Source organism: Micromonospora sp. WMMD998, assembly GCF_029581235.1.
Classification (GTDB): Bacteria; Actinomycetota; Actinomycetes; order Mycobacteriales; family Micromonosporaceae; genus Micromonospora.
In genome coordinates, this window is record NZ_CP120740.1 from 491,411 (window position 1) to 512,455 (window position 21,045).

A 21,045-nucleotide genomic window follows, 5' to 3' on the forward strand; every position below is an offset into this window, starting at 1 on the left:
GCGAGCCGCGAGCCCAAAATGGGGGTGGGTCTCATGCCCGTACGTCCGACTGCCGGTGAATCGGCGGTGGCGCACTCGTGAGCACCACCGAGGCACCGACCCCGGTCGTCTGGGACGGCCCGGCCCGGATCCGCCGCCTCGCCGGCACGATCGCGCTCGGCGAGACGGCCGGCGTGCTGGTGCCGGTGATGGTTATCGCGCTGATGGCCCGGATCAGCGTCGAGGCGATGTACGTGCGCTCCCTCTACGTACCGCTGGCGTTGCTCTTCGCCGCCCTCCAGGTGGGTTTCGACGTGAGCAACCAGGTCTCCGCCTCGGTGAGCCGCGGCGCGGGCCGGCCGGGGGACGTCCTTCCGGTGGCCGCCAGCATGGCCCGCGTCGGCGCGGCCGTCTGGGGCACCGTCAGCCTCGCGCTGATCCTGGCGGCGCCCTGGCTGGCGGTCCTGCTGAACGTCCCGGACGGGTCCGTGGGGGATTTCGTCGCCTTCACCCGCTGGGCCTGCCTGGCCAATCTGATCTTCTTCCCGACGGTGCTGCTCTCGTCGAGCCTGCGCGGCTACGGCCGGCCGGGCTCTGCGGCGGCCGTGGTGCTGACCGGCGCGACCCTGGAGGTCGGCGGCGTCGCGGTCCTCGGCTTCGGCACCGACCTCGGGGTGTACGCGCTTCCGGTCGCGATCGCGGTCGGCGGCGTGGCCGCGCTGACGGTCGGCATGGTGCAGGTGTACCGCTGCGGGCTCTGGACGGCGAGCGGGCCGCTGACCTGGCGTCCGGAGGCGATCGGGCGACTGACCGGCACCGGGCTGCCAGTCACGGTGTCGTTCGTGGTGATGGCCGTCGCGAACGCGGGCCTGTTGTGGGCGCTCAGCCCGTTCGGTCCGGACGTGGTCTCCGGATACTCGGCGGCCGGCGCGTTGCAGAATCTCCTCATCGTGCCCGCCTCGGCGCTCGGTTCGGCGACCGCGATCGTGCTCAACCAGTCGCGGGGCGCGGGGCGGCCCGGCGACGGGCCGGCCACGCTCGGTGCCGGGCTGCGCCTGACCGCCGTGGTGTACGCGGTGCTCGCCGCCGCGATCTGGTTGTGCCGGGAGCCGTTGGCGGCGGTGCTGGCCGGTGACCCGACGGTGTCGGCGGAGACCGGGCGGTTCCTGGCGATCGTCGGCCTGACCTACTTCGGCCTGGGTTTGAACGTGATGACGCTGCTCCTGCTGGAGCAGGTCGGCGGGGGCCTGATCGCGCTGCTGCTGAACGTGCCCTACTTCGGGGGCATGGTGGTGGTCGGCAGCGCGCTCGCCCGGACCCAGCAGGATCCATCGGCCCTGTACTGGACGATCGCGGTGCTCAACGCCTGCGGCATGTTCGTCGTTCCGCTGTTGACGTGGCGGCACGTCCGCCGGATCAGCCGGGCGGACGCCCGGTGAGCCGTCCCGAGTGGCGGCCGGAGGACGTACGCCTCAGCGTGACGATCATGCACCATCCGGCGCGGGACGTCGTCCTGGACACCCTCGTCGAGGCGTGCCGCCCGCTGTCCGCGCGCATCGTGCCGGACCCGGCGCCCGACGCCGCACGCAGCCCGTTGCGCACCGCGAAGGTCGCCTGGGCCTCGATCGCCGAGGGCGCCACGCACCACCTGGTGCTCCAGGACGACGCCCGGGTCTGCGACGACTTCGCCGCGCACGTGGTCGCCGCGATCGCACACCGGCCGGCACACGGCATCGCCCTGTACACCGACTGGAGCAGCCCGCAGAACAGCTTCCTGTCCCGACTGGCCGCCGTCGTCGGATCGCCGTGGGCGCCGCTGTCCCCGATGGAGTGGACCCCGGCGCTGGCGTTCCTGCTGCCGGCCGGCGTCGCCGCGGACCTGGCCGACTATCTGCGGCCGATCCCGGACGAGGTCACCGACGACGACCAGATGATCGCCCGGTACTGCCGGGAACGCGGCGTGCCGCTGCTGACGACCGTGCCCCACCTGGTCGACAACCGCGGGCTGCCGACCCTGATCGCCGGGCACGGCGGCCGGCACCACGCCACCGTGTGGACGCCACCGGTGCCGTCCGCCACGCACTGGGCGCTCGACCCTCGGATCGAGACGGCCCTCGCCCTGGGTTCCCGCTACCGGTCCCACGACGAGTACGTCGTGCAGGTCAAGGACTCCCGCTGCCTGATCCGGCTGCTCCGCCCGCACACGGGTGAGCCCGCCGGCAACGAGTTCTGCTGGTACTGGGAGGACTGGTGCGACCTGATCGGGGTCAGCGCGGAGCAGGTGACGAACGCGCTGGCCGCGTACCTGGACCACCGGCCGGGACCGCAGCCGCCGGCGCGGGCCGCCCTGGAGATCTGGGCCGCCGGATACCTGCTCGGCTTGGAGGCCGCGGCGGTACGCCGTGACCTGCCCGCCCCACTCGACCCCGCCCACCCGGCCCGGATCCGTGCGGCCGTGTCGTCCTGGGTGGACTCCGGCCTGACCGGCGCGGACGGCACGGCCCTCGGCGCCGCCGGCCGCATGGCGCTCATCGACCTCGGCGCGGCGGCGGTCGCCCTCGGCCTGCACGGTCGGAGCCCCGGCACCTTCGTCGCGGCCGGCGTTCCGGCCGGCGCCCGTGGAGAGGACATCCGACATGACCACGCTTGCCACGACTCCTGACCCGGCTCTGGGCACCCTTGTCGAACGGATGGCGCGCCGCGAGGTCGCGGCGCACTTCCTCATTCCGGCCGATCAGCCGCCGGGGGTGATCCGCCCGCCCGCACCGCCGATGACGGTCCGGGTGATGGCCTGCCCGGACTGCGGCGCCGATGCGGCCACGTTCCGGTCCGCGGGCATCGCGCTGCCCTTCGCGGAGTGGCGGACCGTCGCGGCGGACGACCCCGACACCGGCGGCCTGCCCACGCTGACCGTGCTCGGCTGCGAGTGGTTCGCGCCCCGGGCGATGCTGCCGGTGGCGATCGCGATCGAGCGGTTCGGCCCGGCGTCGGCGACCGGCTTCCGCAGCCGTGCGGTGGCGGTCACCGAGTTGCGGGGCCTCCCGTTCGACGCCGTGCTGGCCGCCCTCGACGAGCAGGAGAGCTGGGCCGATGCGGTGGCCGCCGGCAGCGACCTGCCGGTCGAGCCGGCGCGGACCGTGCCGGCGGCCAGCCGGCTGGTCAGCCCGGCGGCCACCTGGGCCGCATACCGCGCCTCGGTCACCGCCCGGTTCCTCGGCCCGCACGCGTCCGACGTGGCGCTGGGCCGGTGGAACGAGCTTTACCTGGAGAACCGTCGGGTCGCGGCGGTCCAGACGCTCGACGGCTACGCATCGTGTCCGGCCTGACCGCCGACGTGCGCTGGCAGCCCGCGCACTTCACCGGTTCCCGGGCGGTCACCGAGCACCTGACCTGGGGGCAGGTGCTCGTGGAACGCGACATCCGCCGGATGCCGCCGGGCACCGCCTACAACGTCACGGTGCCGGTGCTGATCCCGGCGGGAGTGGACCTGGCCATGGTGTGCGCCGCGGTGGGTGCGCTGGCCGGCCGCTTCGAGGCACTGCGCACGCGATTCCCGCGACGGGACGGCCGGCTGGTCCAGGAGGTGCTCGACAGCGGCAGCATCCCGGTCGGGGTCTTCTCCGGCACCGGTACGGCCGACCAGTTCGCGGCGACCGCCCGGGAACTGGACGAGCAGCTTGAGGCGACACCGTTCGATCACGATCGGGAACTGCCGATGCGCGTTCTGGTCTACGTGCACACGGGTGTGCCCCGGGCTCTGGTGCTCTGCATCTCCCACCTGGCGGCCGACCTACAGAGCAGTCGGCTGGCGGCACGGGTGCTGGCGGAAATGCTCGCCTGCCGGGCGGCGGGACGCCCGGATCCGCCGGCTCCGGAACTGGTTCATCCCGCCGACCTCGCCGCCTTCGAGCGTTCCCCCCGCGGCCAAAAGGTCAGCGCCGCCGCCGTGGCCCACCTGCGCCGGCAGTTGGACGCGGTGCCGCTCGACAACTTCGCCGGGATCCGGCCGGTGGACCCGGCCGAACCCCGGTTCTGGCGCGGTGTCCTGGACTCGCCGGTCTCGGCGCCGATGCTGGGGGTGCTCGCCGACAGGTACCGCACCAGCACCGCCACGGTCGCGCTCGCGGTGACCGCAGCCCTGCTGGGCGTGGTCGCCGAGACCGACAGGTGCGGGCTGCTGCTGGTCACCGGCAACCGCACCACCGCGCCGCTGCGGGCCTCGGTGGGCACGCTGACGCAGCACATGCCGGCGGTCGTCGACCTGACCGGGCCGGCCTTCTCCGACCTGGTCCGGCACTGCTGGATCACGGCTGTGCGGTCGTTCCGGCACGGCCGGTTCGACCCGGCCGACGGGTGGGCGGCACTGGCCGAGGTGAGCCGGGAACGCGGCGCCGAGCCGGAGATCCGGTGCTTCTTCAACGACATGCGCGGCGCGCCGGAGACGCCGCCCGCCGCCGTGTCGCTCGACTCCGACGAGGTGCGGCGGGCCCTGGCCGAGCCGAGCTTCCGGTGGACCGAGCGCCGGCCGGCCGGCTCGTCCTTCTTCATGGAGGTCGGTGACGTGCTCGACGCGCCGGGGCAACTGCGCTGGACGCTGCTCGCGGACACCACCCTGCTCCCCCCGGACCTCATCCGCGCGGTCCTGGTCGGAGTGGATCGGACGCTGCTGCGGCTGCTCGACACGGACCTGCTCCTCTCCGACGTCGGCGAGGCCGCCGGTCTGCACCGCGGCGTGGTGGCCTCGCACTGAACGACCCGATCAACCGGGGCGGGGCAGCAGGGGCTGCCCCGCCCCGGTCTCTCAGCCCTGGGCGGTGACCGTCAGCTCCGGCTGCGCCTCGTCGGCGACCGGAACGGAGGGGACCGACGGCCGGCCGCCCAGGAAGCGAGGCGCCCACCACGCGGCGCGCCCGAGAATCGCCATCGTCGCCGGCACCAGCAGCATCCGGACGATCACCGCGTCGATCAGGACGGCCAGCACCAGACCCAGGCCGACCTCCTTGATCGGGGCGAAGCCCCCGGTCATGAATCCGGCGAAGGTGACCGCGAGGAGCAGGGCAGCCGCGGTCACGATGCCACCGCTGCGCTGCAGGCCCTCCCGGACGGCCTGGTCCGGGCCCGCGCCGGCGAACCGGCGCTCGCGGATCCGGGAGAGGACGAAGACCTCGTAGTCGGTGGACAGGCCGAACGCGATCGCCGCGACCACCACCGGGACGGTCAGGTCGATGCCGTCGAGCCGCTCACCGCCGAGCAGGCCGACCAGGTGCCCCTCCTGGAACACCCAGACCACCACACCGAGCGCGGCGAACAGGCTCAGCAGGTTGGTGAGCACGGCCTTCAGCGGGATCAGCACCGACCGGGTGAAGGCCAGCAGCAGGACGAAGGTGGCGAGCAGCACGATGCCGCCGGCGATCGGGAGGCGGTCGCGCAGTTCCTGCTGGTAGTCGCTGAGGCGGGCCGCGTCCCCGGTCACCTGCACCGTGAAGGGGGCGTTCAGGGCGCGGATGTCGCGTACCGCCTGGATGGTGTCCGGGTCGCTCGTCGGGTTCTTCGGGGTGGCCTGGAGGACGGCCAGCCCGCCGCCGCTGCGCCCCGGGTTCACCACGGACACACCGGGCACCGCGGCGACCCGCTGCCGGAACTCGGCCAGGGCGGGGTCGTCGGCCGAGGTCCGGGCGACGATCGTGATCGCGCTCGGGCCGGCGAGCGCCGGGAAGTGCTCGCGCAGTTCCTCGGTGAGCTGGCGGGTGGCGCTGTCGGCCGGCAGCGACTTGGGGTTGCTGGTGTCCAGCCGCAGGTTGGTCACCGACAGGCCGGCCACGATCAGGCCGGCGAGGACCACCAGCAGGGTCAGCACCGGCATCTTCTGCACCCCACGGGCGACCGCGGCGAAGGACCGGCCGCGCTCCTTCTTCACCCGGACCGGCTTGATCTTGTTACGCAGCAACTGGAGCAGCGCGGGAAGCAGGGTGATCGCGGCGAGCATGTCGATGAGCACGACGGCGGCGCCGGCCACGCCGATCGACCGCAGGAACGGATCGGTGAAGACCACCAGGCTGGCCAGGCTGACCGCGATGGTCAGGCCGGAGAAGACGATGGTACGGCCGGCGCGTTCGGAGGCCCGCACGAGCGCCTCCGCCGCATCCTCGGTCAGCGCCCGTTCCTCCCGGAACCGGCTCACCATCAGCAGCGCGTAGTCGACGCCGAGACCGATGGCGAGCATCGTGGTGACCTGGATCGAGTAGATCGACACGTCGGTGAAGAAGCTCATCACCAGCAGCGTGGTGAAGGTCCCACCGACGCCGACCAGCGCGATCAGCAGCGGCAGCCCGGCGGCGATCAGCGACATGAAGACGAGCAGCAGCAGGAGCAGCAGCAACGGCGCGGAGATGATCTCGGCTCGCCGGGTGTCCGACGTGGCCTGGTCGTTGAACTCGCGGTCGGTGAGCGGCCCGCCGGCGACCACCGCGGTCGTCCCGTCGATCCCGGTCAACTGGTTGCGCACCTTGTCGGCGAGCAGGTCGCCCTGGTGTGCCAGTTCCACGTTCACCACGACCGCCGCGCCGTCGGTGGCGACCGGGGCCCCGGGACCGAACGGGTCGTTCACCGCGAGCACGCCGTCGGTGGCGCGCAGCTCGGTGAGCGCCGTGGAGACCTTGGTGCGGAAGGCGGGGTCGGTGGCCGAGCCGCCGGAGATGACCGCGTTGATCACGGGTGGCGCGAGCTTGGCGTCACCGAGCGCCTTGGCGCCCTGCTGCGACTCACTGCCGGCGATGGCGCCCACCGTTGTCGTCATGCGGGCGAAGACGCCGTTGCCGACCGTGAACCCGGCCGCGGCGATCACCAGCCAGATGACGAGCACGACGGCGGGGCGCCGGCGAGCGAAACGCGTAACGACACGGATCATCACACAGCTCCTCAGGACATAAAAACCGATGTGATCTCATCCTGATGAAGCGAGCGCCCCAGCAGATCGCCGCCGAGAGCGAAATCCGCACTCACCCGTGCGGGGGAGAACGATCAGTCCAGATCCTCACCGGGACTGATCAGGCCGGCCTCGTAGGAGAAGACCACCGCCTGCACCCGGTCCCGCAGGCCCAGCTTGGCCAACACGTTGCTGACATGGGTCTTGACGGTGTGGTCGCTCACCGTCAGCCGGGCGGCGATCTCCGCGTTGGAGAGCCCGCGGGCGACCAGGGACAAAGTCTCCCGTTCCCGGCCGGTCAACTCGTCCAACCGGGCCGCCGGGCGGACCGCGCCCCGGGGCCGACGCAGCAGGTCGGCGATCACCCGCCGGGTCACCGTCGGGGCGAGCAGGGCCTCCCCCTTGGCGATCACCCGGACCGCCTCGACCAGCTCGGCCCGGCGCATGGTCTTGAGCAGGAAGCCGTTCGCGCCGGCCCGGAGCGCGTCGTGCACGTGCTCGTCGACGTCGAACGTGGTGAGGATGAGCACCCGGGCGTCCGTGGTGGCGCAGATCCGGCGGGTGGCCTCGATGCCGTCGATCGGGCCCTCCATCCGGATGTCCATGACCACCACGTCCGGCTGCTTCTCGGCCACCACCCGCAGGGCCTCCAGGCCGTCCGCCGCCTCGCCCACCACCGTCAGATCCGGCTCCGCGTCGAGGATCATGGCGAAGCCGCCCCGAACCAGGTCCTGGTCGTCGACGACCACAATGCGCACCATGGGGCGCCACTCCTCGATACGTAGCAACTCACTCGGCGGGCAGGACGGCGCTCACCGTGAAGCCGCCGCCGTCGGGACCCGCTCCGACGGACAGCTCACCGCCGCAGGCGGTGACCCGCTCCCGCATGCCCATCATCCCGTATCCGCCACCGACATCCACCGCGCCGACACCGTCGTCGGTGACAGTGACCCGGATGTCGCGCGGACCGAACTCGATCAGCACGTCCACCATCGACGCCCGCGCGTGCCGGATGGTGTTGGTCAGGGCCTCCTGCACCACCCGGAAGACCGTGGCGTCCACGTCGGCGGGCAGTGACCGCTGCTGCCCGCGCCAGCGCAACGCCGCCTCCAGGCCGCCCCGACGCGCGTCCCCGAGCAGTTGCGGCACGTCACCCACCCCGAGCACCGGGGCCGGCGGCTCCTCACCCTCCGCCGAGCGCAACGCGGCCAACGACCGCCGGAGCTGGGCGATCGCGGACCGGCCGCTCTCGGCGATCACCTCGAAGGTCTTCTCCACCCGGGCCGGGTCGGTGCGGGCCACCACCGGCCCGGCCTCCGCCTGGACCACCATGATCGCGACCGTGTGGGCGACGATGTCGTGCACCTCGCGGGCGATCCGGTTGCGGTCGCGCGCGGCGGCGGTGGCTCGTTCCTCCTCCTGGCGGGCCGCCCGTTCCTCGAGCACCGCGATCCGGTCGCCGCGCCCCCGGGAGGCGATCCCCATGCTGTACGCCGCCACGTACGCCATCCCCACGTAGCCGAAGGTGGCGGCGCTCTCGCCGGGGACCACGAGCGAGACGACCACCCCGACGGCCTGCACCCCGATCGCGATCTGCCGCCAGGGCGACGGGCTCAGCAAGGCGAACGTGTACGTCGCGACGAGCGGCCCGAAGGGCAGCGGCGGCAACTGGTGCGACAGCCCGAGGACGCTGATCGCCAGGCCCACGGTCACCGTGGTGAGTAGCGGAGCCCGCCGACGCCAGATCAGCGGCAGTGAGGCTCCGGCGGCCACCAGGATGTGCCAGACCTTCCCGTCCTGGGAGAACGTCACCGGCAGGGCGGTGCCGACGAACACGGCCAGCGCGATCAACCCGTCCAGCCAGAGGGTGGCGTTGCGGGGCAGCCGCGCGGGCCGCACCCGCGACCGGACGGTGGCCGGAAGGGACATGGACAACGGCACGATCTGCTCCTCAACGCACGGCGGTCCCCAGTATGCGGCCCCGCAACCGTCCGGCCGGGACCCACGCGACCGGGGTCGCCGTCGATGTCCTGTTCAGGACATCGAGGTGGAGACCGGAACGAGCGGATCGGTTGAATGGAGTTCAGTCGAAGAGAGAAGGAGGCACCACGTGGGCGCAGTCCGCGTCGCCATCGCCGGGGTCGGCAACTGTGCCGCGTCGCTGGTGCAAGGCGTTGAGTACTACCGGGACGCGAGGGTCACCGACACCGTTCCCGGCCTCATGCACGTCGCCTTCGGCGGCTATCACGTCGGCGACGTCGAGTTCGTCGCGGCCTTCGACGTGGACGCCAAGAAGGTGGGCCGGGACCTCTCCGAGGCCATCGTCGCGAGCGGCAACAACACCATCAAGATCTGCGACGTCCCGCCGTCCGGGGTCGTCGTGCGGCGTGGCCCGACGTTCGACGGTCTCGGTGACTACTACCGGGAGATGATCGAGGAGTCCGACGAGCAGGCCGTCGACGTGGTCCGCACCCTGCGCGAGTCCGGGGCCGACGTCCTCGTGTCATACCTTCCGGTGGGATCGGAGGACGCCGACCGGTTCTACGCACAGTGTGCGCTGGAGGCGGGGGTGGGGTTCGTCAACGCGCTGCCGGTGTTCATCGCCTCGGACCCGGCGTGGGCGGCCCGATTCACCGACGCCGGTGTGCCGATCATCGGCGACGACATCAAGTCGCAGGTGGGCGCCACCATCACCCATCGGGTGCTGGCGAAGCTCTTCGAGGATCGCGGGGTCCGGCTGGAGCGCACCTACCAGCTCAACTTCGGCGGCAACATGGACTTCATGAACATGCTGGAGCGGAAGCGCCTGGCGTCGAAGAAGCTGTCCAAGACCCGGGCGGTCACCTCGCAGGTGCCCCGCGAGATGGCCGCCAGCGACGTGCACATCGGTCCCAGCGACTACGTGCCGTTCCTGGAGGACCGCAAGTACGCGCTCGTGCGCCTGGAGGGGCGGGCGTTCGGCGACGTGCCCCTGCAACTGGAGTACAAGCTCGAGGTGTGGGACTCCCCCAACTCCGCCGGCGTGATCATCGACGCGGTCCGGGCGGCCAAGATCGCCCTGGACCGGGGGATCGGTGGGCCGATCCTCTCCGCCTCCTCGTACTTCATGAAGTCGCCGCCCGAGCAGTACGACGACGCCGCCGCCCGGGACGCCGTCGAGCGCTTCATCCGCGGCGAGGTCGAACGCTGACCGACCGACGATGACGGGGGAGCCGGAGGTCGGCTCCCCCGTCGTCGTCGGTCAGGGTGCGCGTCGGAGATCGCGGTGGAACTCGCGGTGGCGGCAGGGGGCGGGATCCGTGCCGGCCAGCGCCACGGCGCCGCGGAAGGGGCCGTGGTCGGGCAGGTCCCGGAGGAAGTAGGCGCCGGGCAGCCGGCCGGACGGATCGCGCACCACCGCCCCGCCCGCCGCGCCGGGGACCGGCAGCCGCAGTCCGAGCGCCAGGCGCGCGCCGGCGGCCTTGACGCACGCCTCCTTGCGGGTCCACAGCCGCAGGTACGCGGCGTAGGCCCCGGCACCCGCCGCCGACACCCGGGCGGCCTCCGCCGGGGTGAAGAACCGTGCGGCCATCCGTCGCGGATCCAGCCCTGGCCGGGGATGGTCGAGGTCCACGCCGACCTCCCGGCCGGCGACCGCGATCAGCGCGCGCTCCCCGGCGTGCGCCAGGCTGAAGTGCAGCGACCGGCCCGGCAGGTACGGCCGTCCGCGCGGGTTGCGCCGCAGCGGCAGCGCGGTGGGACGCAGGTCCAGGCGGTCGGCGAGGATCGCGTTCAACGCGGCGTGCGCCACGACGAAGCGGCGGCGTCCGTCCGGGTCGCCGATGGCTGCGGCCCGCCGCAGCTCGGCCGCGCTCAGCCAGCGGGCGGCGTCGACGTCCTGGTCCAGGGGTACGGTCCAGACGTCGACGCCGCCCGGCTCAGTCACGGCCGAGTTTGCCCTGCACCAGGCCCTGGAAGGTGTTGAGGCGCTGGATGTTGCCGGTGCCCTCCATGAATTCCACCCCCCGGGCGTCGCGGATCAGCTTGTCCAACATCGGCTGCGTCAGCCGTGCGCCCGGGCCGAAGTAGTCGAGCGCCTCAAGCGTCACCTCTTCGGCCAGCCGGGCCGCCCGGGCCTTCGCCGCCGACGCCAGGTGGCCGTTCGCGGGCTGGGCGTCCACGATCGAGGCCGCCTGCCAGATGAGCTGCCGCACGCCGTCGATCCGCCGGCCGGTCCGCTCCCAGCGCAGCCGGTCGGCCTTGGACAGCGAGCCGCGCTGCTCGATGACGTAGTCGTGCGCGGACCGGGCGATGCCCAGGGCGATCGCCGCCACGCCCGGCCGGAGCCGGTTGAACATCTGCACGCCGCTCCACACCCCGCGTCGGGTGGGACTGAGGTGATGCCCGAGCACCCGACCGGCCGGGACCGGCACACCGTCCAGGGTGATCGCGCTGATCTGGGCGCCGCGCAGGCCGATCGTCGGGATCGGCTCGGCCTTGAAGCCGGGCGCGTCGGTCTCGACGAGCACCGCGGTGGCGCCGAGCGGGCCGGGCCGGTCCCGGGCGAAGACGACGCCGACCTGGGCCCGGGCGCCGTTGCCGATGTAGCGCTTGGCGCCGCGCAGGAGCAGGCCCCCCTCGCCGTCCGGGTCCAGCGTGGTGCCCATCGCCGCCGCGTCCGAGCCGTGGTCGGGTTCGGTAAGGGCGAAGAAGGTCCAGGTCGGCGCGGCCAGCAGCCGGCCGTAGAACCACTCCTTCTGCTCCTGGTCGGCGAGCAGGTCGATGAGCACCCCGGACAGCGAGGCGCCGGGGGACGCGAGCATCATGCCGGCGTCACCGGCGGCGATCTCCTCGGCGAACACCACCCGCTCCATGGCGGTCATGCCGTCGAACCGGTACCCGCCGATCAGCGTCCGGTCCGGCATCCACGGTGCCGGGATGAGCATGGTGGACAGGTGCCGTACGGCCGGGTTGTCCAGGCACCGGTACACCGTGTCCGGGTCACGGTCCAGTTCCAACGTCGTCGAGCGCAGGTCGCGCGCCCAGTCCCGGGCGTGCGCCCGGGCGGTGCCGAGCCGGTCGTCGAGTTCGATCACGGCGTCCACCCCTCTCCACCGATCCAGGCGTCGGCCAGCAGTTCCGACGCGTTGACCGCCAGGCCCGGGCCGTCCGCGACGAACCCGCTGGCCCCGAGCAGGCGCAGCAGCATCCGGTCGGCCGTGGTGATCTGCCGGTGCAGGGCGGCCAGGGTTCCGGCCGGTGGCGGCGTGCCGGTCAGCCGGACCTTGATCTCGATCTGCTCGGTGACGGCGTCCGCCAGAGCACCCTTGATCATCTGTTGCAGTAGCAGCGGGGTGTCGCCGACGCGGCGGTCGCCGAGGTGGGCGACGGTGAGGTCGAGCAGTGCCTCGGACAGCCCGAGCCGGAGCCCGGCCAGCACGGCCAACCACTCCGGCCAGGGCGCCGGCACGCCGGCCGGGCCGGCGGCGCCCCGGTAGCGGACCGCCGCCAGCCGGCCGTCCGGCGTCTCGACCGTGCCGAGCCGCTCGACGGCGGCCGGGTCCAGGGCGGCGACCGTGTCCCCGGTCCAGACCCGGCCGGCGTCGTGCAGCGCCGGCTCGGGCAGCACGCAGCACCCGGTCGGGCCGCACGGCAGGACCCGGTCGGCGAGCGTGTCGTGCATCGTGGTGAGCGCGGCGGTGAGCCCGCCGGTCCGGGCGTCACGGCGGGCCTGGTCGGCGATCACGACCGTGCCTCCGGGTCCGAGCCGGCGAAGACCGCCGCGCAGAGGGTGCCCGACACCGGGTCGTGATCAGCCACCGCGATCGGCCCGGCGGTGCCGGCCCGATGCCTGGCGAACTCGGCCCAGACACCGGCCGCGCCCAGGTCCGGCGCCCGGACCACCGGACGGCCGGGGCCGGCGGTCAGACCGGGCCCGGCGATCAGGACGGCGTCGGCCGGCACCAGCTCGTCGAGCAGCGTCCCGACCGCCGCGGGCGAGACGTCCGGGCGCTGGTGCACGGTCGCCCCGTCCGAGCCGGCCGGTTCGAGCAGCACGGCCACCCCGACGTCGTGTCCGGGCACCGGATAGCGGGCCCCGACCACCTCGTACGACATCGTCGTCTGCTCCAGGACCAGCAGCAACGCCCGGCAGCCCGGGAAGTCGCCGGAGTAGGTCCCGAGCAGCCGCAGGGCGGTGAACGCCGCCACCGGTCCCTGGTCGGACACCGCGAAGGCGAGGGGATCGCCGTGCACCAGCTCACTGAGATAGCAGGCGGTGACCCGGCGCGGGTCGGCGTCCGGGGTGGAGTGCGCGATGGCGATCAGATCCACCGGCACCGCGAGGTCGAGGTCGCGTACCAGACGGTCCGCCATGTCGGTGAACGAGTTCCGGCCGGCCGCCGCGTGCCGGTCCCGGTCGAACCGGCGGCCGTACAGTTCGGTCATGTCCGAGAGGTATTCCTCGAGCAGCGGATCGCCCCGGTACGGCTCCGGGTCGGGGCCGAACCGGCGGGCGATCACCTGAGTCGGCCGGAGCCGACCCGTACGGGTCGACGGGGCCGGAGCGATGGACAGGAACATCGGCGTCAGGCCAGGCCCTGCTCGAGGATGTAGTCGGCGAGGGTGCCGACCGACTCGAAGTGGTGCTGCTCCAGCGTGTCCGAGTCGATCACGACGTCCAGCCGGTCCTCGATGTGCATCAGCAGCTCGAGAACGTTCGTGGAGTCCAGGCCCAGCTCGTCCATCAGCCGGGTCTGCTCGGTCACCTGGACCGAGTCGCGGTTCAGCACCGCGACAACGGCGTCGATCACGTGGTCGACGACCGCGGCGCGGTCGACGGTGGCTTCCGAAGCCATGGTCATGGCGGTCCTCCTGTGTGCCGGTCGGGATGGGTGGTCAGTCGAGGATCTGCGGTCCGAGCAGGTCCTCGACGGTGTCGCGGCGGCGGACCAGGCGGGCCCGGCCGCCGTCCACGAGCACCTCGGCCGGGTGGCCGTGGCTGAGGAAGAGCACGGGTGAGGCGCTCGGGCCGTACGCGCCGGAGCGCAGCACGCCGACCAGGTCGCCCGGCTGCAACTCGGGCAGCTCCACGTTGCGGCCGACGGTGTCGTTCGGCGTGCACAGCGGGCCGGTGACGTTCCACGGCGCGGCGTCCGTGCCGGCCCGGTTGAGCAGCCGCATCGGAAAGTTGCGCTTGACGTAGGAGCCGATGCCGACGGCCGCCATGTGGTGGTTGGTGCCGCCGTCGGTGACCGCGAAACGCTCCCCCATGGAACTCTTCACGTACCGCACCCGGGTGACGTAGGTGCCGCACGGCGCGGTCAGGTAGCGGCCCAGCTCCAGCAGCAGCCGGGCCCCGGGGTGCGCGGCGTGGAACGCCTCGACCACCGGGTTGAGCAGGCCGGCGACCGCGGCCGGGTCGAGGTCCGGTTCGCCGGGGAAGTAGGCCACCCCGAGGCCCCCGCCCACGTCGACCGCCTCCAGGACGAAGTCCAGCCGCTCGGCGAGCCGCTCGGCCAGGTCGATGATCCGGCGGGCGTTCTCGGCGACCACCTCGGGATCGAGGATGCGGGTGCCCAGGTAGGCGTGCACGCCCAGGACGCGCACCCCGGGATGGTTCTTGACCAGGTCGGGCTCGTCGAAGAGCTGCTGCTCGTCGATCCCGAACTGGCGCGGCTTGCCGCCCATGGTGAGGCCGGAGCCCTTGACCGCGAAGCTCGGGTTGACCCGCAGCATCACCGGGGCGATGACGCCCCGCTCCCGGGCCATCTCGTCGATCAGCGCCAGTTCCCCGAACGACTCGCAGACGAGCGCGAAGACCCCCTCGGACAGGCACGCCTCGAGTTCGGCGCGGCTCTTGCCGGGGCCGAGGAAGATGATGTCGCCCGGGGCCACCCCGGCGGCGAGCGCGGTGCGCAGCTCCACCATGGACGACACCTCGGCCCGGGCGCCCTGCGCGCCGAGCAGGGCGCAGACGGCCACGTTCGGGTTCGCCTTGAGCGAGTAGAAGATCTCCATCGCCGGGTGCAGCCGCTCACGCAGCCCCAGGTACTGCCCGCGCAGGCTGTCCCCGTCGTACACGTAGAGGGGCGTGCCGAACCGCTCCGCCAGTTCGGACATCGCAACGCCCTGGATCGCCACTTCTCCGGTCACCGTCGTGTTCCTTCCGCCACGGCCGCCAGGCGGCCCGCGATCTCCCCGTCCATCGCCATCAACTCGTCGGTCGTCGGCGCGGTCAGGAAGCCGTACAGGCGGCCGTCGGCGGCCCCCGCGCCTTCCCGCACCAGGGCGTTCACCGTCGAGAAGTTCTGCACCACCATCCCGGCCCGGCCGGGGTCGCTCAGCAGCCACGGCCCGAGCCCGTCGCGGACCTCGCCGAAGCGCAGCGGCCGGGCCAGGCGCAGCGGGTACTGCCGGGCCAGCGCGCACCAGCCCGCCGGCACCAGGTGTTCCTGGAGGCCGACCTGGTAGGTCGACATGTTGTGCCGCGCGTTGATCTCCACGACCGGGTAGACGCCGCCCTCCGGGTCGAGCATCGCGTCCACCCCGACCACGCCGTGGTAGCCGTCGCGGGCCAGCCGGGCGCCGAGCGCCGCGGCGCTGTGCGTCACGGCCGCGAGCTGTGGCCCGGTCAGCTCCGCCGGCATCCGGTGACCCTTGTGTACGCCGTTGGCGGTGACCGCCTCCTTGACGAAGTCGAAATGCACCCCGCCGTCGCGAAACACGGTGAACTGGTAGTTGAGGTCGGTGGTCTTGGCGACCCACTCCTCGACCAGCAGCGCCAGCCGGTGATCGCCGGAACGGTCGGCCCGGCGACGCAGCGTCCGGTGGATCTGGTCCAGGCGTGCCTCGTCCCGGACCAGCAGCAGGCCCTTGCCGGACACCCCGTACGAGTCCTTGAGCACCACCGGCCGCCCGGCCGCGAGCAGAGCCCGTGCGTGTTCCACCGCCTCGTCCAGCTCCTCGACGGTGTCGCAGGTCCAGCCCGCGGACTGGCGCAGCCCCAGCTCGGTGGCGATCCGCCGGCTGTAGATCTTGCCGTTGACGGCCTTGCAGACGGCCGCCGGCGACCCGGCCAGCGCCACCCCGGTGCGCGCGGCGAGCGCCTCCTCGTCGGCGGAGACGCCGTGCGGGACGATCGCCGCCGCCCCGGCCAGGGCGGACAACCGGGCCAGCAGGGCCGGGCTGTCAAGCGCGTCCTGGGTGACCGTGTGGTGCGGGTCCTGCCGGTCGGTGACCAGCAGATGCGGCAGTGCCGTCCCGAGTTTCTCCAGGTGGGCCAGGTGCTCGGGGTCCGGCTGGTCCTTGAGCACCACGTGGTCGTCCGGGCCGGCCAGCAGCAGGGCGAACTCGTCCATCCGGTTCACCATCGCGTCACCCGCGGTCAGCGCGACCCGGGGCAGGCCCGGCTCGTCGCCGCCCCACCGCTGCTCGACCTCGAAGTTGCCGAGGAACACCAGGGGGGTCCGGTCGGTGCCCAGCAGCGCCGTCCGCAGCCGTCTGACGAAAGGTTCCTGTGTCGTGGTCATAGCGTCCTATCAGTGCTCGAAGACCGCGGCGGCGAAGGTCGAACCCAGCCCGACCGCGGCCATCAGGTAGCGGTCGCCGGGCCGCAGCCGGCCCAGGTCGCGGGCCGCCACGTAGTTGAGGAAGGAGTCGGCGCAGAAGCAGTGACCGGTGACCGGCATGTTGTCCAGGAACAGGCGCTCCACCGGGATCCCGACCTTGCGCGCCACCCGCACCCAGGACACCCGGTTGACGTTGTGCGGCAGCACCAGGTCCAGATCGGCGACGGTGATCCCGGCGCGCGCCACCGCCGCGAGGATCACCTCGGCGAGCGCGTCCGGATAGCGCTGCTGGAACTCCAGGGACATCTCGGCGGTCAGGGACAGCCCGGCGTTGAACTCGCCGTGCATGGCGGCGGCGTACGACAGCAACCGGTCACGCCGGCCGGTGCCGACCAGGACGGCGGCGCACCCCTCCCCCATCAGGGCGGTGCCCGGGATCATCCGGGCCGACGGGGTGAACGCCTTCTCCCCGACGAAGACCAGGGCCAGCGCGTCCGGCTCACCGTCCTCGGCGAGCAGCCGACCGGCCATCTCGACGGCGAGCAGACCCGAGGCGCAGGCATGCTGGGTGACCGCGAACGCCTGGGCGTGCCGCAGGCCGAGGGCCCGCGCCACGTCGTGCAGCGGATCCTCCGGGTACGGCGCGATCGCCTGCAGGGTCCGGGCCTGCACCACGTACCGCACCTGGGATTCGCGGCCCCGCAGCTCGGACAGCTTCGCCGCGGCGTTGAGCATCAGGTCCGCGATCGTGCCGGTCGGTTCCCGCAGCACCTCGGCCAGTCCGTAGTAACGGTGGAACATCCGGATCTGCGTGTCGGTCAGCCCCAGGTCGCCGGCGAACGAGTCGATCGGCACCCGTTCCGGCGGCAGGTAGGCGGAGACCGCTTCGAGGGCGGTCACGTCCCGGCGTCCAGCGGCAGGCCGGACAGGTATTCGGTGAGCGCGTCGATGCTCGGGTGGTCCCACACGATCGTCGGCTCCAGCGGCACCCCGAGGTGGTCCTCGATCTCGCCGCAGAGCGCGAGCGCGTACACCGAGTCGAGGCCCAGGTCGGACAGGGGCGCGGCGGTGTCGATGGTGGCCGGGTCCCGGTCGGTGAAGTCGGCGACGCGGTCCTGGAGCCACGGACGGAGCTGTCCGGCGGCCCGGTGGTTCGGCAAGATGGTCAATTCCGGCTCCTTGGAAGGTCGGGCAGCACGCTGTCGGACAGGTCGAAGGCCCGGCCGGCGGCGTACCGCCGGGCCAGCTCCGCATGGATCGGGCCGGCCAGCGCGGCCGGCAGCGACGGGGACGTGCCGTCCAGCTCGCCGGCCAGCCGCAGCAGGGCCGCCGTCACCCAGGCCGGGTCGGCCAGGAAGGTGCCGGGGCGGCGCTGCTCGGCCAGCCAGAGGTTCAGGCAGGTCGCGGCGGTCAACACCGTGGTGTAGCGGGCGGTCAGGTCGAGCGCCGCCGGGTCCCCGCCGATCGCCAGGTCCGCCGGGCGCAGGCCGAGCGCCGCCGTACGCAGCCCGGCCAGCTCGCCGGTGAACCGCCGGACCAGGTCGCGCAGCCGGTCGTCGCCGGGCGGCATCGCCTCGGCGGCGGTGAGCAGTTGCGCCGTGAGCGGGTCGGCGGTCGAGGCGATCCGGAGCCGGTCGAACGGCAGTGCCGGGAGGTCGGCGTCCAGGTCGTACAGGGCGGGCGGCGGCTCCTGGCCGGTCGCCCAGGAACGCCGGGCCAGCCGGGGAAGCTGCGGGAGGACGGTGGCCAGGCAGGCGATCCGGGCGGCGTGCCCGAATCCGGCCGGGGCCAGGTCGCGCTGCAACTTCTGGAAGATGCCGTACTCGCCGGTGCGCAGGTAGCTCTGCGCGCCGAGCAGCTCGCCGAGCCGGGCCATGGCCCGGATGGACCGGCCGGACACGACGTACTTGACGGCCGAGGCGTACGCGTTGGTGTCCTCGGGCAGCAGGTGCACGGCGCGGGCGACGGTGGTGGACAGGCAGTCGGCGATCAGCAGGTCCACGAACGCCTCGGCCAGGGCGGTCCGGACCACGGGCATGGTGCCCACCGCCCGCCCGCGCAGCCGCCGGTCCTCGCCGAACCGCAGCACCGCGCGCAGGCCGGTGTCCAGCACGCCGAGCGTCATCGCCGGCAGCCCGGTCCGGGTCAGTTGGAACGAGCGCAGCGCGACCTCCATGGCCGAGCCGAGCGGCCCGAGCGCCACGCCCGCGTCGACCGGGCACCGGTCCAGCTCGATCCCGCCGAGCTGCACCCCGCGCATCCCGCTGCTGGGGAACCGCGGCAGATACCGCAGCTCGCCCGGGGGCAGCGCGTCCTTCTCCACGAACAACTGGGTGTGGCTGCGACCACCGGCCGCGTCCGAGGTGCGACTGAAGATCACCATCGCGCTGCACCGCTGCGCGTTGGTGACCACCTCCTTGCGGCCGGTGAGCAGCAGCTCGCCCGGCCGGCCCGGGTCGGCCCGGAAGTCCACCCGGGCGAAGTCGTTGCCGTGCGCCAGCTCGTGGTAGACCGACGCGACCCGCCGGCCGGAGAGCAGCAGTTCCGCGAGCCGCCGCTGCTGGGCCTCGTCGCCGCCGGCCCACACGTTGACCGAGGCGATGAACGAGCTGGCCCCGTATCCGAGGCCCAGGCAGGGGTCCCGCCGGAACACCGCGCGCATCGTCCGGATCAGCCGGTCCAGGCCGGCCATCCGGCCGCCCCGGGCGACCGGCACGAACTCCGCGTTGAGCCCGAAGTCGTCGAGCATCCGCTCGCCGTCGGCGAACATCTCCTGCCGCTCGTCGGCCGCCAGCACGGCCCGGTTCCCGAGGGGGTTCGCCGGGTCCCACGGGTCACCGAAGCGGCTCTCCAACTCCCGCACGGTCGTCATCACGCCTCCTCGGTGCCGTCGAGATCGAGCACGGAGGGGCGACGGCCCGGGGGAAGGGCCGCGTACACCCGGTCGTAGCTCTCGGGATGGTCCGGCGCGACGCCGAGGCGGTGCAGCACCCAGGTCAACACCGCGTCGAGCCACAGCCCGTCGGCCCACAGCGGGTCGGCGCCGGCGCGCTCGTGGTTGTGCAGCCACAGGTGCACCGCGCTCGCGCCGGCCACACACAGCTCGTACCGGTGGGCCAGGTCGTAGGCGGCGGCCTCCACGTCGTGCGGCCGGGGGCGGTACCGGGCCAGCTCGGTGTGCAGCAGCCCGGTCGCGGCCAGGAGCGCCTCGACCCGGGCCGCCGGGCCGCCGGCCGCGCGGACGGCCGCCACCGCCGCGGCCAGCCCGCGCAACGCCAGGCACCCCCGGCCGGCGGCCAGCGAGATCCGGTCCGGATCCAGCTCGGGCACCGGTATCCGCAGGTCGGCCAGCGACCGTAGGCGGGCCACATCCACCGGGTCACCGGGCCAGCCCCGCGCCAGGTGCGGGAACTGGTTGATCAGCGCGTTGCGGTTGACCGGGGTGCTGCCGTCGAAGATCCCGACGATCCGGTGGTCCCGCTCCACCTTCTGGAAGCGTCCGTAGTCCGGGATGCCGGTCAGGAACGCGCGTGCGCCGAGCTGTTCGCCGCACCCGGCGATCAGTTCGTCGGTGAGTGCCGGCACGAGCGCCTTGAGCACCGGGGCGAGCACGCCCAGTTCCTCGGTCTCCGCCGTCACCGCCCGGCTGACCAGGGCGGTCACCGCTTCGGCCAGGAACAGCACGGTGTGCAGCCGGCCCACCCCGCGCCGCAGGTACGGCACGTCGGCCAGCCGCCGGCCGTAGAGCCGGCGTTCGGTGAGGTATCGCCGGACCAGCGCCAGCGCGTGGTCGGCCGCGCCGAGCGACAACGCGGCACACGTGGTACGGGTGAGTTGCAGGGCGCGCAGCACCGTCTCCAGACCGGCGCCGGGCGCACCGACCAGGGCCGTCGCCGGCACCGGCGCGTCGTCGAAGACGATCCCGCTGATGTCGGCGCCCCGGATGCCGTGGGTCGGCTCCCCGGGCAGGCACCGGTACGACTGCGCGGGGAGTTCCCGCTTGTCGGCGAGCAGCACCGTGAACCCCCGTGGCCCGCCGTCCGGGTCGGTCCGCGCCAGCAGGCACACCACACCGGCCCGGGTGGCGTTGTTGATCAGCCATTTCGTCCCGGTCACCCGGTATCCGCCGTCGTGCCGGACCGCCGAGACCTCGCCGCCGAGCAGGTCGCTGCCGTGGCCCGGCTCGGTGAGCGCCCAGCAGACGGGCACCCCGGCCAGGACCGTGCCGGCGAGCGCGCGGGCCTGCGCCAGGTCCGCCTCGTCCCGTGGCGACCGGGCCCAGACCGAGGCCGCGCCGAGGAACGTCTTGCCGTGCCCGATGGCCGTGGTCAGGTCCCGGCGTGCGATCACCCGCAGAACCTGGACCAGGGTGTCGAAGCCGCGCAGCTCGCCGCCGTAGGCCGCCGGCACGTAGTGCGCCGGCAGGCCGAGCCGGTCCAGGTGCGCGCAGATCTCCGCCGGGAACGCCTCGATCTCGTCCGCGGCGGCGACCCGGGCGTGGTTGAAGACGACGTCGGCGTCGTCCGGGTCGCCGAGCCGCTCGTCGAGCTGCCGGGCCACGGTCGCGGCCAGGGGCAGGGTGGGCGCGGCCAT

Annotated in this window: 19 protein-coding genes; 5 read left to right on the forward strand and 14 right to left on the reverse strand. The window is 73.2% G+C overall.

All coding sequences use genetic code 11. The features are described from left to right. Positions 1-77: 77 nt before the first annotated feature. The 4 genes from O7619_RS02345 to O7619_RS02360 are packed head-to-tail and all read left to right on the forward strand — an operon-like array spanning position 78 to position 4,729. Positions 78-1,418, forward strand: a complete 1,341-nt coding sequence (locus tag O7619_RS02345; RefSeq protein WP_282285378.1) for an MATE family efflux transporter — start codon at positions 78-80, stop codon at positions 1,416-1,418. Beyond that, positions 1,415-2,641 (forward strand): hypothetical protein, encoded by a 1,227-nt coding sequence (locus tag O7619_RS02350; RefSeq protein ID WP_282285379.1) that lies wholly within the window; start codon positions 1,415-1,417, stop codon positions 2,639-2,641. Before O7619_RS02345 ends, O7619_RS02350 begins: the two co-directional genes overlap by 4 nt. Continuing rightward, positions 2,616-3,305, forward strand: coding sequence for a hypothetical protein (locus tag O7619_RS02355; protein WP_282285380.1), 690 nt, complete (start codon positions 2,616-2,618; stop codon positions 3,303-3,305). The genes O7619_RS02350 and O7619_RS02355 overlap by 26 nt, the downstream gene beginning before the upstream one ends. After that, entirely contained in the window at positions 3,293-4,729 is a 1,437-nt protein-coding gene (locus O7619_RS02360) for a condensation domain-containing protein (RefSeq protein WP_282285381.1), read from the forward strand. The genes O7619_RS02355 and O7619_RS02360 overlap by 13 nt, the downstream gene beginning before the upstream one ends. Positions 4,730-4,780: 51 nt before the next feature. On the opposite strand, the gene O7619_RS02365 is transcribed toward O7619_RS02360, so the two are convergent. The 3 genes from O7619_RS02365 to O7619_RS02375 form a co-directional block, all read right to left on the reverse strand. Next, positions 4,781-6,886, reverse strand: a complete 2,106-nt coding sequence (locus O7619_RS02365) for an MMPL family transporter (protein ID WP_282285383.1) — start codon at positions 6,884-6,886, stop codon at positions 4,781-4,783. Positions 6,887-6,999: 113 nt separating this feature from the next. Then, entirely contained in the window at positions 7,000-7,665 is a 666-nt protein-coding gene (locus O7619_RS02370; RefSeq protein WP_282285384.1) for a response regulator transcription factor, read from the reverse strand. A 28-nt stretch (positions 7,666-7,693) separates the two neighbouring features. Then, the gene (locus O7619_RS02375; RefSeq protein WP_282285387.1) at positions 7,694-8,845 is read right to left on the reverse strand and encodes a histidine kinase; all 1,152 of its coding nucleotides are present in this window, start codon (positions 8,843-8,845) and stop codon (positions 7,694-7,696) included. A 169-nt stretch (positions 8,846-9,014) separates the two neighbouring features. Between O7619_RS02375 and O7619_RS02380 the strand changes: the two genes are divergently transcribed. Then, positions 9,015-10,094, forward strand: coding sequence for an inositol-3-phosphate synthase (locus O7619_RS02380; protein WP_282285388.1), 1,080 nt, complete (start codon positions 9,015-9,017; stop codon positions 10,092-10,094). Positions 10,095-10,145: 51 nt separating this feature from the next. Here O7619_RS02380 and O7619_RS02385 read toward each other — a convergent pair whose 3' ends face one another. From O7619_RS02385 to O7619_RS02435, 11 genes are read right to left on the reverse strand one after another with little or no spacing between them, the layout of a single operon-like run. Next, entirely contained in the window at positions 10,146-10,829 is a 684-nt protein-coding gene (locus O7619_RS02385; protein ID WP_282285389.1) for a 4'-phosphopantetheinyl transferase superfamily protein, read from the reverse strand. Beyond that, a complete protein-coding gene (locus O7619_RS02390) occupies positions 10,822-11,979 on the reverse strand; it encodes an acyl-CoA dehydrogenase family protein (protein ID WP_282285391.1) in 1,158 nt (385 codons plus the stop codon). The genes O7619_RS02385 and O7619_RS02390 overlap by 8 nt, the downstream gene beginning before the upstream one ends. After that, on the reverse strand, positions 11,976-12,629 hold the full coding sequence (locus O7619_RS02395; RefSeq protein ID WP_282285393.1) for a hypothetical protein: 654 nt from the start codon (positions 12,627-12,629) through the stop codon (positions 11,976-11,978). Before O7619_RS02395 ends, O7619_RS02390 begins: the two co-directional genes overlap by 4 nt. After that, positions 12,626-13,465, reverse strand: a complete 840-nt coding sequence (locus O7619_RS02400; RefSeq protein WP_282285394.1) for a hypothetical protein — start codon at positions 13,463-13,465, stop codon at positions 12,626-12,628. The genes O7619_RS02395 and O7619_RS02400 overlap by 4 nt, the downstream gene beginning before the upstream one ends. 5 nt (positions 13,466-13,470) lie before the next feature. Further along, a complete protein-coding gene (locus O7619_RS02405) occupies positions 13,471-13,746 on the reverse strand; it encodes an acyl carrier protein (protein WP_282285395.1) in 276 nt (91 codons plus the stop codon). Between the two features lie 34 nt (positions 13,747-13,780). Continuing rightward, positions 13,781-15,037: a diaminopimelate decarboxylase gene (lysA, locus tag O7619_RS02410; RefSeq protein WP_282285396.1), complete on the reverse strand. Its 1,257-nt coding sequence runs from the start codon at positions 15,035-15,037 to the stop codon at positions 13,781-13,783. After that, on the reverse strand, positions 15,034-16,413 hold the full coding sequence (locus tag O7619_RS02415) for an ATP-grasp domain-containing protein (RefSeq protein ID WP_282285397.1): 1,380 nt from the start codon (positions 16,411-16,413) through the stop codon (positions 15,034-15,036). The genes lysA and O7619_RS02415 overlap by 4 nt, the downstream gene beginning before the upstream one ends. Before the next feature lie 9 nt (positions 16,414-16,422). Further along, complete coding sequence (locus O7619_RS02420) at positions 16,423-17,352, reverse strand: ketoacyl-ACP synthase III family protein (protein WP_282285399.1); 930 nt, start codon at positions 17,350-17,352, stop codon at positions 16,423-16,425. Further along, positions 17,349-17,621, reverse strand: coding sequence for an acyl carrier protein (locus tag O7619_RS02425; RefSeq protein ID WP_282285400.1), 273 nt, complete (start codon positions 17,619-17,621; stop codon positions 17,349-17,351). The genes O7619_RS02420 and O7619_RS02425 overlap by 4 nt, the downstream gene beginning before the upstream one ends. Then, positions 17,618-19,324: an acyl-CoA dehydrogenase family protein gene (locus O7619_RS02430; RefSeq protein ID WP_282285401.1), complete on the reverse strand. Its 1,707-nt coding sequence runs from the start codon at positions 19,322-19,324 to the stop codon at positions 17,618-17,620. The genes O7619_RS02425 and O7619_RS02430 overlap by 4 nt, the downstream gene beginning before the upstream one ends. Further along, on the reverse strand, positions 19,324-21,045 hold the full coding sequence (locus O7619_RS02435) for an acyl-CoA dehydrogenase family protein (protein ID WP_282285402.1): 1,722 nt from the start codon (positions 21,043-21,045) through the stop codon (positions 19,324-19,326). The genes O7619_RS02430 and O7619_RS02435 overlap by 1 nt, the downstream gene beginning before the upstream one ends.